We start from the raw sequence: 12,382 nt of genomic DNA on the forward strand, positions 1-12,382 counted from the left end.
GTTGTCATTATCGTTTTTGTGTTGGATAGCAACGGCGGTCGAACCCAGTTCCAGACCCAGTTGATTATCTATATCGTCATTGGTCATCCGGCACTTTCGTCCGTGAAAGTCGAAGCCAATTAACCCATTGCTTTTCATGAGAAGAATTTACTTTTACCAGTCCCTTGTCAATTGCCATCAAGCAGCATTGCCACACATCCCCATTAAAAAATGCGGCCTGTTGGCAATCGATGGCGGCCAGCTCCAGCCAGACACTTTGCTGGTGTTTTTCACTGAGCTGAATGGCTCCGGCTAGTGCCAGATAACAGAGATCGAACAGGCCGTGATGATCGAGGGCGGTCGCCGCCTTGGGCAGGAAGGGGTGGCTGACGATGCCGAGGCTGATGTGGCGATCGAGCGGGTGCTGGCAGGGGAAGGCGGCAAAGGCCGCGAGCAGATCCTGAGCCAGCCGGTGCAGATCCTCTACATGGCGCTGGGGCACCACGTAGAGCAGATGACCTTCACGCAGATCGTAGATACGCCCATCCTGCGGCGTCAGCCCGTTGACATAGCTGCCGAAGGCCTGCTCTATCTCGCGGCTTACCTGATAGCCGTGCTGCTCAAGGCTGTTGACCAGGAAGGGCACCCGAAACAGCAGATAGTGCAGCTTGTCGTCAAACTCGCTGGTGGGCAGCTCGCTCAGATACCAGCGCTCTGATTTTTGCTGGCGCCTGGCCATCTCGCGCGGCCAGCGGCTCATCAGCCGCTGCCAGTTGGCCAAGCCGGTGCGCGGCTCGATCAAGATGGCCTCCCCCAGCTGCTTGCCTTGCAGGCGGGCGACCCTGAGCTTGAGCCAGAGGGTGAAGAACAGATAGATAAACAGGGTCAGCAGCAGGCCCGTGATGACGCTCGACCAGAGGTAGCGATCCTGCTGGTGCTGGCTGGTATCGAGCTGTTGTTCCAGCTCCTTGATCTGCTGCTCCCGCTCCACCTGGACATAGTTGTCGCGGATCGCCTCCTGCTCCAGATCGACCTGCTGCTGGCGCACCTGTTCGCTGCGCTGGTGGAAATTCTTGTAGCTGTCCAGCGCCTGCTTGAGGTAGCCCTTCTGTTCGTAGGCCATCGAGAGCAGCCGGAAAATTTCGAACTGGCGCTGGGCATCGCCGATCTGGTTGGCCAGCGCCAGCGCATTTTCCAGCTGCAGGATGGCGATGCCACCCTCTTTCTGCTTGAGGTGCAGCTCACCCAGCAGCAGCAGGGTGTCGATCAGCGGCTCCTTGTCGTCGCCCAGTTCGTGGGACTGGCGGGCCGCTGTAAGGTAGTTGCGGGCCAGAGTCAGGTTGCCGGTTTGCAGATAGGTCTTGCCTATCTCGTACTTGAGATTGGCGATGCGGGTGCGATTGTTGCCCTCGTCCAGCAGATCCAGCGCATTGAAGAAGTAGACCAGCGCCATGTTCATCTCGCCCTGATCCCGGTTGAGGCGGGCGAGCACGATCAGCGCATCGCTGAGCAGGGAGGGGTTGCCGAGGGCATGAAAGTAGTTGGCGGCCTCATTGGCGTATTGCAGTGCCTTCTGCGGCTCCTGCTCCGCCTGATAGAGGTTCACTATCTGGTTCGACAGCAGCCCGAGGAAGAGGGGATCCTGCAGTCCCCTGGCCTGTTGCTGGGCGTCTATGTAGTCACCGAGGGAGAGCTGGGGCTGCCTGAGGGCATGGTAAAGATCGCCGCTCACCGCGCTGACCCAGGCGCTGGCCAGCGGCTCCTTGGTCTTGTCCGCCCAGCGCCGAGCCTCGGCCAGCTGGCGTTTGGCCTCGTCGAACTGGTGCGCCTCTATGCTGGCGTTGGTACGCAACAAGCGGCTGTAGACCTGCAACTGGCTCTCTTTGAGGCTGGGGTTGTTGAGCAGGGTCTCCAGCTGGCCGAGCAGGCCGGCGCTGGCGCCATGGGAGTGATCCTGCAGATTCTGGCTGCGGATCTTGAGATAGAGGCCGTGGGCCTGCAACTCCAGTTGCTGCTCCTTGGCTGCCATGGCGATGCCCTGATCGAGCGATTTCTGGGCTGCCTGGAACTGGCCTAGTTGCAGCAGGCACTCCCCCTTGAGCAGGTGGGCGCCTGTGGCCTGGGCGGCCGTGCCATAGCTCAGCAATGGCTCGCGATAGCCGTACTCCTGGCGATTGCTGATGATTTGCTTGGGATTATTGGCTGTGCGTGTCAGGAAGGCCGAGGTGATCTGAACACATCTGGCAGGATCGGTGAGCACCAGGGTCTGGGCCTGCTGCAGATCGATAGACAATTGCTCCTTGGCCAGGTCCAGATCAGGAGCCGACAGGGAGGACATCATCATTGCCAGAAAAAACAGTTGATTCATTGGATTAAGGACAGCACAGGGGTGTGGGCATGTTATCCAAGCCCCCCCCTGCACGTCCAGCGTTTACTGGTGGGGATGGGGGAAGGGGCCTGGTATTCAAGCCCTTCTTATCTGCAGCGTCCGGCCTTCACTGGTGGGGATGGAGGAAAGGGCTTGGTATCCAAGCCCTTTCCCGTCAACTGCGCCCGGCGGTTACTGGCGGATCAGGCGCAGGTTGGCGGGGGGAACTTCCCAGTCGCTGCGAAACGGGTTGATATCCAGTCCGCCACGACGGGTATAGCGGGCATAGACGGTCAGCTGGCTCGGGCGACAGAAGTGCTTGAGATCGATGAAGATCCGTTCGATGCACTGCTCGTGGAACTCGTTGTGCTGACGAAACGAGATGAGGTAGCGCAGCAGTTTCTCCCGCTCCAGCCGCGGGCCACGATAGTGGATCACTACGGATCCCCAGTCCGGCTGGCTGGTCACCAGACAGTTGGACTTGAGCAGGTGGCTGTGCAGTGTCTCTTCCACCTCCTCGTTGCTCGCCGCCCCCTGCAGCAGCTCGGCATCGAACTCGTAGCAGTCCACCTCTATGTCTTGCTCGTCGATGCACTCCCCCGGCAGGGTCGCAATGTGGTGGGGCGCCTGGGTCAGCGGGAACAGGGTGACGCTCACATCGCTGCCGGCACAGGCACTCAGATCCTTGATCAGCAGCGCCTGTACCGCCTCCAGCGAGTCGCAACGGGTCTGGTTGAAGGAGTTGAGATAGAGCTTGAACGACTTGGATTCGATGAGGTTGGCGCTGGTCGACGGGACTGAAACCTCGCCGACGGCCACCATGGGCTTGCCTTTGGCATTGAGCCAGGAGAGCTCGTACAGGGTCCAGATGTCACAACCCTGGAACGGCAGCGTACCGGTCAGACCGAGGTCGTCGCGGTTCAGGCTGCGTGGTACCGGTTGCAGCAGGGCCGGGCTGTACTGGCTGATGTAGGCGGACTGCTGGCCCAGGCTCAGCCCCTGCAAGGCGCTGGCACCTGCGTATCTCTCTTGTTTGCTCATGTGTTTGATGATCCGGACGTTGAATGGGCCATTGCGCTGGCAGCGGCTGGGGCCCTTGCCCCAGGTCGGCGTCGCGGGAGGATAGCCGCCAAGTAGCGGCGTCTCGCGCTTCACCTTGTCTGCTCACGGCTTTGATGGTGCAATAGCGGACTTTGGCAGCAATTGTGGGGAATTTCGATGTCGGATCAAGTCTTGTCTGCCCTGGAACACTTTTTTTTACGCTGGCAGCGTGATGGCGAGGCAAGGCGGGGACTGCCCCTGTGTGAATGGGAGGCGACCTGGCGCTCTCCTTGCGAGCTGGATGAGCCCAGAGAGGGGCGGGTCGCCTGGCGTCCGCAGCAGCGCAGTGAACCCGCGGATTTCACGGCCATGGCCGATGCGCTGGAGCTGGTGCTGCATCCCGCAGCCCTTGCCCTGTTTGGCCACTGGTTCAGCCGCCCTATTCCCTGTTCCTACAAGGGGTTGCGCCTTGAGTTGATCCTGCCGTGGAACGAGGCGGATCTGGACCTGCTCAGGGAGAACCTCATCGGCCACCTGCTGATGCTGCGCAAGTTGAAGCGAGCGCCATCGATCTTCATCGCCACCACCCGCAACGAGATGACGCTTATTTCCCTTGATAACGACAGTGGTCAGGTGTGGCTGGAGTGGCTCGACTCAGGTCGCCGTCTGGCGCTGGCGCCCTCCTTGCCCGATTTTCTCGCGCGGCTGGAGACCTTGCCGCAATAAGGGGCTTTGCACAAATCCTAACGAAAAGAGCCTTGCCGCTTGGCAAGGCTCTTTTTCATTGTCCCTTTATCACGGCTGGCGTGGCCCCTAATCCTTGAAGTCCCAGGAGAGGTTGGAGACCAGCCGGCAGGGATCGCACTTGAAGTCGAAGATCTCGTGCAGCGGTTCGGTTAGCGCCCACTCGCCACCACAGCCGGGGCAGGGGCGAGCCTTCTCTTCGGCGGCGCTCAGCCCGCCGACCCGGTAGAGGTAGTAATAGGTAGGAATGCCGCTCAGGGCCTCCAGCCGCTTGCCGAGATCGCTGCCACGGCGTTGCAGGCGGCTGCCTACCTCGCCGATTTCGTGCAATGCCGCGTGTTCGGCGATGGAGCCGTTCATCTGCAACTGATCACACGCCTCCCAATCCTCCTGCCACTTGATGATCTGCTTGTGGTCACCGTTGGCGATTGCGGGCAGCCGATAGAGCGGTATGGGCGCGAAGTGGTCGCCGCAACGCAGTGGTGAGCAGGTGTGCAGGAAGCTGGTGTAGAGCAGCATCCAGCTCGGCCGCTCGTCGGTATGGCCGCAAGGATCCGTGCTGTCGGAGAGCAGATCCACCCCTTGCAGCTGAAGTTTTGGTGCGAGCAGTCCCGCCTGATTGAGCTGCTGTTCAGCCAGTGCCACCTGTTCGCTCTGGTTGTCCGGGTGCAGGCTGTCTTGCTCGGGGCAGACCACCCGGCTGATGAACTGACCCTGCTGCATGCTGGTGGGAAATTCCCGGCCAAGGATCTGGCCCTGATAGCGCAGCATGTCTAGGTAGTTGACGATGGCCCGCTCGGCCTCACCGAGGGAGGTATCGCGATAGCACTCAAAGCTGAGTTCGAGAATGTACATGGGGGCTCAGTCCGGCTGGCGTTGAAGCAGCAGAGCGGTCAGGCGATCGACCTTCTGCTCGAGCCGGTTGAGTTGCTCGCTCAACAGCTGCAGGTTGGCGGCATCGGCCGCCATCTCGGGCTTGGCAACCGCAGGCGTGGTAGCCGCGGATGGCTCGGTGGGCTGGGGTTGCTGTTTCCACTGGCTCAGTGCTTTCAGCAGCTCGGCCATGGGCACGGGCTGGCTGAGGCGAGCCTTGACCATGGCGGTGGAGGGGGCGATCCCCTTCGCGGCCAGTTCGTTGGCAATGCGGATGATCTCTTGGGCGGACATGAGGGCTCCTGCGCAGGATGGCGGTGATACGGGCTGGACGGGGCACAGAGCTTAACCAAACCGCCTTCGTCTGGAAAGCGGGCTGGCGAGAGGAGGAGGTTCAATCGGTCTGGCGCAGCAGCACATCCAGCTGATCGATGGCTTCCGACCAGTCCGAATCATCCCAGAGCGCATCGCGCAGGAAGTTGGCCTGGGACTGGGTCCAGAAATCGGCCTCGGGCAGCAGGGTCTGATTGTCCAGCCGGTGTTCGTGGATGAAGCGGTGCAGGCTCAGCTCGTCGTTGGCCAGGCCCAGCTGGTCAAACAGGGCGGACAGGTCGTGGGTCAGGAATTCCATCTCATCTCTCCCGGGGGACATTCCTGAAAATTATAGGCCCGGATCCGTACCGGCTTTCTATTGCGATGGCATGGGCCCGATGCGGGGTGGCTGGCCTGACGTGCTCTTGGGCCAGCGGGATAAGCGCCGGCTGGCTTACTGGGACGGCATGCGATGGGGTGGCAGGTCGACGCCGACGATGTGCAGTCCCTGCATGCGCAGCTGACCCTGGTAGTGGCTCTCGCCGTCGCTGGAAAATTCAAACTCGTAATAGGTCAACAGTCGCAGTGGCTGACGGGTCAGCGCACGGTGGCTGCGTGCCAGCGACAGCAGTTGCAGATCGTGATGTTGGCAGTAGCGGCGCATGTATTGCCAGGCGAGTTCGGCCTGGCGGCGCTGATGCCAGAAGGCAGCGCCGATGAGGATAAGCAGCAAGATACCGAGCATTTCACCCATCGAGGGCTCCTTCCTTGTGATGTGGCCTTGTGTGGACCGAGTGGCGAGCCACCCGGTCGTTATTCCATCTGCCGTTACGCCGCTGCAAACAGGCGGCCTATGGCCTGACCGAGCGCATCGCTTCGCGCCGGATCCCGCAATCTGGCCAGCATATCATCGCGCAGGGCCGGCAGGGTCACCAGTTCGGCATACACCTGATTGAAGAACTGGGTCGGTTGCAGCGCCAGCTGCTCCAGGAACAGACCGAGCAGACTCGGCACCGTCAGATCGGGCCAGAGGCGACCGGCGATGGCGAGCAGCAGGGCCGGGCTTGGCTGGGTTTGCAGCAGGGTCAGCAGCTTGTTGGTGCGCATGGCATTGCCGTTGCACGAGGCCAGCGCCCGGCACAGGTAGGCCAGGGTTTCGGGGTTGGGCTCGGCGCTCTCCTGCTCCTTGCCGATGCGCTCGAACAGGGCACCCTGCACGGCCGGTGGCAGCGGGACATTCTCCAGGCTCTGGCACAGGGCGTAGAGCGGCGCCTGGGGCAGCTTTGGCAACGCCTTGCACACCAGCGCCAGATTGCGCTCGTCCTGCAGTCGCTCGGCCATGTCGGCGAAGCCTTGCAGGCCCAGCGCCTGCCAGCCTTCGTCGCCGGGTGCCGTCAGATAGTGGCACAGGGCGTCGTAGTAGACGGAAGGGGCCTGTTCCAGCTGGCGGGCCAGCTTGGCATGCAGGCTGGCCATCTTGGCCTCGGCCGGGCGGAAGGTGTAGGGGTTGTCGGCCAGTCGCTGGGCCTTCTCTTCATCCAGATCACCGGTCAGCTTGTAGCCGAGAGTCTCGACCACCTGATCCATGAAGAGCTTGGGGCCGCTGCCGATGAGCAGACCGCGCTCATCGAGCGCAAACTTGAGGAACCAGAGATAGTGCCTGGACTCCGCCGGCTGGAAGAAATGGACGCCGAGCCAAGCGTGCTGTTGCAGGGGCCAGGGATAGGGTTCCTGTTGCTGCTCGATGCGCACGAAGGTGTCGCTCGCCAGCGGCCGCACCTGGCGGCCCATGTCGAACAGTTGAAACTGGGTATCGGCCTGGGTCAGAAACTCGGTCAGCGTGTTGATGGTAGACATGATGTGATCCGGCTAAGGGTGATGCGGGCCGATTATAAAGCGGTTGTATCAGATAGCCAGCCGGGGTACCAAGAGCGCTTCATTACAGGCGCTGTGGGTCAAGCTGTATAAAGCGATTGCATCAGATAGTCAGTGGGGGGGCCAAGGGTGTTTTGCTACATGCTGAGAAGGGCGCTGCGGGTCAATCTGTATAAAGCAGTTGCATCAGATAGCCTGTGGGGGCTCGGCTCTGCGTCCAGCCTGCCAATGGAACATGGCAGAGGGGGAGGGGGACGGTGTATAGTAGCGCCCTTTTTTGATGAGCCCGGCCAGCCTGTGTCCGTTTTACAGGGGAGGCTGACCGGTATGTGGTCATGAGCAAGAGGACGACGAGATGAATCAATATTTGCTGGTAGCCGGCCTGTTGGGTGAACTCACCGCCGAGTTGCAGCGCCTGGAGCGCTGGCAAGATGAGCATCCGGGTGAAGAGGCCCTGGCGAGCGAGCTGCCGTTCTGTGTCGATACCCTGAGCTTCGATCAGTGGCTGCAGTTCGTGCTGATCCCGCGCATGGAGCAATTGGTCATGCTGCAAGCGCCGCTGCCCACCAGCGTCTCCCTCTATCCCATGGCGAGTGAAGTCTACAAAGAAGAGCTGGCCGACGTGGAAGCCCTGCTGCGGTTGATCGCCCGCTTCGATCTGCTGCTCTCCGGCAAAGTGGTTGAGCAATGATGAGTGAGCAGGCAAAGGAAGAAAACGCCTTGCAACTGACCCTGCTCTATCAGGATGACTGGCTGGTGGCGGTCAACAAGCCGTCGGGCCTGCTGGTGCACCGCAGCTGGCTCGACAAGGCCGAGACCCGCTTCGCCATGCAGATGACCAGGGATCTCATCGGCGGCCGCCACGTCTACCCCGTGCATCGCCTCGATCGCCCTACCTCAGGCGTACTGCTGTTTGCACTGGATCCTGCGGTTGCCCGCACCCTGACCGAGGCGTTTGCCGCCCGTCGGGTGCACAAGGAGTATCTGGCGCTGGTACGGGGCTGGGCCCCGGAGCAGGGGGTGATCGATTATCCCCTCAAGGAGCAGCTGGACAAGATAGCCGACGCCATGAGTTCCCCGGATCGCCCGGCCCAGGAGGCGGTCACCGCATTTCATCGCCTGCACCAGGTTGAGCTGCCCCATGCGGTTTCCAAGAAGCATCCCACCAGTCGTTACAGTCTGGTCAGGCTGTTCCCGAAAACCGGTCGCAAGCATCAGCTGCGCCGCCATCTGGCCCACCTGTTCCACCCCATAGTCGGGGATACCAGCCATGGTGATGGCCGTCACAACCGCTTCTTTCGCGAGCAGCTGGGGTGCGAACGCCTGCTGCTGGTGGCCCGCAGACTCAGTTTCGAGCACCCGATCCTCAACGTCCCGATGCGGATCCAGGCGCCGCTGGGGCCGGACGTCTTGCAGCTGTTTGCCGAGCTGGGCTGGCCCGCCAGCGAGAGCGACTACTGATCTTCGCTTGGCCTGCTTACTCACGGCTGGGTGTTGCCTTCGACCGGGTTGTGGCATGCTGTAAAGCCACGCCAGTCAAAGGAATCCGTTATGGCTCAGATAGATATAGTGGTGGGAACCGTTTATGGCGCGGCCATGCTGGTTGCCGAGACTCTGGCTGCGCAGTTGCAGCAGGTCGGACATGAGTGCCAGATCTTCGATGAGGCCGCGCTGGAAGACCTGGACGCCTCCCGCTTCCTGCTGGTGATCACTGCCACCACGGGGCAGGGCGATATTCCGCCCAATCTGCAACCCTTCGCCGCCGCCCTGGCCGATCGGGCTCCCTATATGAAAGGGTGGCGCTATGCGCTCATCGCCATGGGTGACAGCAGCTATGAGCACTTTTGTGGTGCCGGTCGTCAGCTTGACGGCCTGTTGCAGGAGCTGGGGGCCACGGCTCTGTTGCCCCGTCTGGAGATAGATGCCACCGTTGACGATGAACCGGAAAAAGTGGCGCTGGCTTGGCTAACCGGCTGGGGAAATACACTCTAGTTTTCCCCTCCTCGTGTTCTTTATTTGTCCCCCGTTGGTTTGCCCACGGGGGATGTTTATTTCCGAGACAGACCAGTCTCAACTGATCATATTTCCTACCTTCTATCCGGTTATTTTTCTGGCATCCCTTCGTTTGGTCGAGCATTTATTTCTGTCATGACCGACATGCAAGAAAATTAAAAGTTCCGCATTGAAAGCGATTTCAGTCATGTTTTTGTCATTGATTTGGGTATTTTCAACTTAATCATCGAAGCGAATTAATTGTTGGTAGCGATTTCAGTCTATTTTGTTTGCTTATTTACGTTCTTTAGTGGTGAGTTATTGCCAATTTTTTGCTTTCCATATCCTATAAAACCCTCCCGAGTACGAGGTGGGCGATTTGTCGCCATTTTGTGAATCAGCTCATGTTTGTCTCGAAATTGGCTACCTATAATCCATTCCGGTTATCACCGAAACGTTTTTCTAGGTGATAAGAACTTGAATATCAGGATCACACTCCTCTCAGCGGGAATAAGGAAAATGAAAATGAAAGCAAAGTGGCTCCCGATCGCTGCAGCAGTAACCGCAGCCCTGGCTTCCCAAGCCGCCTTCGCCGTTGATTTCCACGGCTACTTCCGTTCAGGTGTTGGCGTTTCCGGTGACGGAGACATGGTTAAATACAACGTGAACAAGGTTGGTCGTCTGGGTAACGAAAATGATACCTACGGCGAAGTTCAGCTGGGTCAGGAAGTATTCAACAAGGATGGCAAGACTTTCTACGTTGACTCCATGTTCGCCATGGCATCCAACGGTTCAAACGACTGGGAAGGTACCGGTACCGTTTGTAACTTCGATGCCAAACAGTGCAACGGTGATTCCGATTTCGCCCTGCGCCAGTTCAATGTCCAGGCCAAGGGCCTGCTGGGTTTCGCACCGGAAGCCACCCTGTGGGCCGGTAAGCGTTACTACCAACGTCACGACATCCACATCTCCGACTTCTACTACTGGAACATCTCCGGTGCCGGTGCCGGTATCGAAGGCATCCAGGCCGGTCCTGGCAAGATCTCCTTCGCCTGGGTTCGCAACGACCGCAGCGCGGCCGATGTGTTCGGTCAGTACACTAAGACCGGTGTAAATAAAAAACCTGTTTTGGATGCAAACGGCAACCCAACTGGTAACTATGTAGAAGATCCTACTTACACCAAGAACGAAGATGTTAACGTCAACACACTGGACCTGCGTTATGCCGGTATCCCGCTGTGGAGCGAAGCGTCTCTGGAACTGGGCGTAGACTACGCACTGGTTAACGAGACCGAAGCGCAGAAACCGCTGAAAAACAACAATATGAAAGACGGCGTCATGCTGACTGCCGAATTGACTCAAGGCATTCTGGGTGGCTTCAACAAGACCGTACTGCAGTACGGTACTGAAGGCTACTCCAAGACCATGGCCTTCTACGGTGATGGCTCCTGGTACGGTGCCGAAGCCAAAGACGGCGCTGATGGCTATCGCATCATCAACTGGGGTGTTGTCCCGATGGGCAACAACTTCGAGATGGGTCACCAGCTGGTCTACGGTGTAGGCAACGAGATGTGGGATGGCAACGACAAGGTTGAAGCCATGTCCGCCGTTGTTCGCCCCATGTACAAGTGGGATGACTTCAACAAGACCATCTTCGAAGGCGGCTACTTCAAGGACAAGACCAAGTCCACCAACGGTACCTCTGTTGATGACTCCGGCTACAAGCTGACCCTGGCTCAAGCCTGGTCTGCTGGCTCCAGCTTCTGGGCCCGTCCTGAAATCCGTGTGTTCGCCTCCTACCTGGCCAACGACGAAGACCAGAAAGTCTTCGAAAGCGGCACCTCCAAAGACACCTACCAAGTTGGTGTTCAAGCGGAAGCTTGGTGGTAAGCACTTCTTTCAGTTAAGTTAGTCACTGCCCCCGTATGGGGGCAGTTTTGTTTCGCCGGGTAACGGCAACCGGGTTATGGAGATAAGAAGAATGAAACTGGTAAAGATGTCTATCGCAGCCGTGGTTACTGCGCTGTTGGCCGGTTGTTCCGGTAGCATGTTGATCCCCATGCAGGATCACGCATCCATCCTGAGTAATGCCGAACAGGCCAAGCAGGCGCTTTCACAGGCGACCAGCTGCTGCACTGCTTTCAGTGACTTCAATTATGTGACCTTGCCGGAAGGCGATACCTTGCTGGCCCTCGATGGCAAGCAACCCAGTTTTCAGTTTGACGAGGGGATGAGCTACTTCGCGGCTTATCGCCTGCCGGCCAACACCGGCAATCTGGCCATCAATGTCGCCTCCCAGGTGAGCAAGACAGTGCTGGTGCCTCAGGTCATCATGCTGGATGCCCAGTTCAAGGTGACGCGCGTGCTGGGCGAGTCGGTATTCAGCTACCAGCCAGCCCATCTGCTGGACAACGATCGCATCGAAGGCAAGGTCTTTGTCGATCGCAGCATGCCGGGCAACCCGGCGGCTGAAACCTACATGATTGTCTATGCCCCGGCCAACAAGCTGGCGGGCAGTACCACCATATTGCATCCCTCGAAGGCGTTTGCTCGTGCGAATGGCACGGTCGAGCCGGATATCAAGGATCCCGTGATCCCGCACTCCCCATGGGGCCTGGTGCAGATCGAAGTCGTCGACATGGCCAAGGGGCAGGGGCTTGAGGCCGTCTTCAAACCTGAGTACGCAGACAAGGTGGCGATGAGCCAGGCCGCACCGGCGACCGCTGCCGTGGCGGCTGGCACTGTGACGGCTGCAGCCGTTGCTGCGCCCAGCAAACCCGCACCCGCCATGCTGACCGAGACCGAAGCCTTCTATCAATCCCAAATCGAGAAAGCGGTGAAAGCCGGTGATATCGACAAGGCGATGCAACTGGTCAATGAGGCCGAGCGTGCCGGCTCGACCAAGGCGAAATCCGTCTTTATTGATGCGGTCAAGCGTTCACAGAAAGGCTGAATATTGCCCAGTCTTTAAAAGATAATATTTATTTGAGGCCTCCCTTGTTGGAGGCCTTTTTAATCGGTAGACTAAAATAGAAAAAACAGCAAATGGTTACATTAAGTTACAATGCGTTTCTTTTGGCATTAATATGATTGGTTAAAATACAATGCGAAACAGCACTTTTCATATTTATGGCGTAGCATGAAAATGCCAAAATATATCTGAAACATCCCCGAAATTTCCCTCAGAACTATCTTGTG

Annotated in this window: 13 protein-coding genes; 6 read left to right on the plus strand and 7 right to left on the minus strand. The window is 58.9% G+C overall.

Annotation, left to right across the window (positions count from 1 at the left end; translation table 11 throughout):
- Window positions 1-76: 76 nt before the first annotated feature.
- Window positions 77-2,347: a hypothetical protein gene (locus BN1128_RS06730; protein ID WP_042867177.1), complete on the minus strand. Its 2,271-nt coding sequence runs from the start codon at window positions 2,345-2,347 to the stop codon at window positions 77-79.
- A 192-nt stretch (window positions 2,348-2,539) separates the two neighbouring features.
- On the minus strand, window positions 2,540-3,388 hold the full coding sequence (gene queF / locus BN1128_RS06735; protein WP_042867325.1) for an NADPH-dependent 7-cyano-7-deazaguanine reductase QueF: 849 nt from the start codon (window positions 3,386-3,388) through the stop codon (window positions 2,540-2,542).
- A gap of 177 nt (window positions 3,389-3,565) precedes the next feature.
- Between queF and syd the strand changes: the two genes are divergently transcribed.
- Window positions 3,566-4,114: a SecY-interacting protein gene (gene syd / locus BN1128_RS06740; RefSeq protein ID WP_042867178.1), complete on the plus strand. Its 549-nt coding sequence runs from the start codon at window positions 3,566-3,568 to the stop codon at window positions 4,112-4,114.
- Between the two features lie 87 nt (window positions 4,115-4,201).
- Here the strand turns inward: syd and BN1128_RS06745 are convergent, their stop codons facing one another.
- The 5 genes from BN1128_RS06745 to BN1128_RS06765 form a co-directional block, all read right to left on the minus strand.
- A complete protein-coding gene (locus BN1128_RS06745; protein WP_042867179.1) occupies window positions 4,202-4,987 on the minus strand; it encodes a Zn-ribbon-containing protein in 786 nt (261 codons plus the stop codon).
- 6 nt (window positions 4,988-4,993) lie between these two features.
- On the minus strand, window positions 4,994-5,299 hold the full coding sequence (locus BN1128_RS06750; protein WP_042867180.1) for a hypothetical protein: 306 nt from the start codon (window positions 5,297-5,299) through the stop codon (window positions 4,994-4,996).
- A 100-nt stretch (window positions 5,300-5,399) separates the two neighbouring features.
- Window positions 5,400-5,636: a DUF2789 domain-containing protein gene (locus tag BN1128_RS06755; RefSeq protein ID WP_042867181.1), complete on the minus strand. Its 237-nt coding sequence runs from the start codon at window positions 5,634-5,636 to the stop codon at window positions 5,400-5,402.
- A 135-nt stretch (window positions 5,637-5,771) separates the two neighbouring features.
- Window positions 5,772-6,071, minus strand: coding sequence for a DUF3301 domain-containing protein (locus BN1128_RS06760; RefSeq protein ID WP_042867182.1), 300 nt, complete (start codon window positions 6,069-6,071; stop codon window positions 5,772-5,774).
- Window positions 6,072-6,145: 74 nt separating this feature from the next.
- Window positions 6,146-7,174 carry a DUF3549 family protein gene (locus BN1128_RS06765; protein ID WP_042867183.1) on the minus strand — a complete coding sequence of 343 codons (1,029 nt, stop codon included), beginning with the start codon at window positions 7,172-7,174 and terminating at the stop codon, window positions 6,146-6,148.
- Between the two features lie 373 nt (window positions 7,175-7,547).
- Between BN1128_RS06765 and BN1128_RS06770 the strand changes: the two genes are divergently transcribed.
- From BN1128_RS06770 to BN1128_RS06790, 5 genes are all read left to right on the plus strand, one after another.
- Window positions 7,548-7,883 carry a YqcC family protein gene (locus tag BN1128_RS06770; protein WP_042867184.1) on the plus strand — a complete coding sequence of 112 codons (336 nt, stop codon included), beginning with the start codon at window positions 7,548-7,550 and terminating at the stop codon, window positions 7,881-7,883.
- A complete protein-coding gene (truC, locus tag BN1128_RS06775; protein ID WP_042867185.1) occupies window positions 7,880-8,653 on the plus strand; it encodes a tRNA pseudouridine(65) synthase TruC in 774 nt (257 codons plus the stop codon). Before BN1128_RS06770 ends, truC begins: the two co-directional genes overlap by 4 nt.
- Before the next feature lie 90 nt (window positions 8,654-8,743).
- Complete coding sequence (locus BN1128_RS06780; protein ID WP_042867186.1) at window positions 8,744-9,184, plus strand: flavodoxin; 441 nt, start codon at window positions 8,744-8,746, stop codon at window positions 9,182-9,184.
- A gap of 525 nt (window positions 9,185-9,709) precedes the next feature.
- Window positions 9,710-11,074 (plus strand): maltoporin, encoded by a 1,365-nt coding sequence (locus BN1128_RS06785; protein WP_042867187.1) that lies wholly within the window; start codon window positions 9,710-9,712, stop codon window positions 11,072-11,074.
- 91 nt (window positions 11,075-11,165) lie between these two features.
- Window positions 11,166-12,137 carry a MalM family protein gene (locus BN1128_RS06790; protein WP_042867188.1) on the plus strand — a complete coding sequence of 324 codons (972 nt, stop codon included), beginning with the start codon at window positions 11,166-11,168 and terminating at the stop codon, window positions 12,135-12,137.
- Window positions 12,138-12,382: the final 245 nt, after the last annotated feature.

Source organism: Aeromonas piscicola (assembly GCF_000820005.1).
In the GTDB taxonomy this organism is placed as follows: Bacteria; Pseudomonadota; Gammaproteobacteria; order Enterobacterales; family Aeromonadaceae; genus Aeromonas; species Aeromonas piscicola.

Bases quoted from the DNA above. Each gene is read 5' to 3' on its own strand.
- BN1128_RS06780 (WP_042867186.1), top strand. From the start codon at position 8,744: ATGGCTCAGATAGATATAGTGGTGGGAACCGTTTATGGCGCGGCCATG.
- BN1128_RS06790 (WP_042867188.1), top strand. From the start codon at position 11,166: ATGAAACTGGTAAAGATGTCTATCGCAGCCGTGGTTACTGCGCTGTTG.
- BN1128_RS06750 (WP_042867180.1), bottom strand. From the start codon at position 5,299: ATGTCCGCCCAAGAGATCATCCGCATTGCCAACGAACTGGCCGCGAAG.
- BN1128_RS06770 (WP_042867184.1), top strand. From the start codon at position 7,548: ATGAATCAATATTTGCTGGTAGCCGGCCTGTTGGGTGAACTCACCGCC.
- queF (WP_042867325.1), bottom strand. From the start codon at position 3,388: ATGAGCAAACAAGAGAGATACGCAGGTGCCAGCGCCTTGCAGGGGCTG.
- BN1128_RS06755 (WP_042867181.1), bottom strand. From the start codon at position 5,636: ATGGAATTCCTGACCCACGACCTGTCCGCCCTGTTTGACCAGCTGGGC.
- BN1128_RS06765 (WP_042867183.1), bottom strand. From the start codon at position 7,174: ATGTCTACCATCAACACGCTGACCGAGTTTCTGACCCAGGCCGATACC.
- BN1128_RS06760 (WP_042867182.1), bottom strand. From the start codon at position 6,071: ATGGGTGAAATGCTCGGTATCTTGCTGCTTATCCTCATCGGCGCTGCC.
- BN1128_RS06745 (WP_042867179.1), bottom strand. From the start codon at position 4,987: ATGTACATTCTCGAACTCAGCTTTGAGTGCTATCGCGATACCTCCCTC.
- syd (WP_042867178.1), top strand. From the start codon at position 3,566: ATGTCGGATCAAGTCTTGTCTGCCCTGGAACACTTTTTTTTACGCTGG.
- BN1128_RS06730 (WP_042867177.1), bottom strand. From the start codon at position 2,347: ATGAATCAACTGTTTTTTCTGGCAATGATGATGTCCTCCCTGTCGGCT.
- BN1128_RS06785 (WP_042867187.1), top strand. From the start codon at position 9,710: ATGAAAGCAAAGTGGCTCCCGATCGCTGCAGCAGTAACCGCAGCCCTG.
- truC (WP_042867185.1), top strand. From the start codon at position 7,880: ATGATGAGTGAGCAGGCAAAGGAAGAAAACGCCTTGCAACTGACCCTG.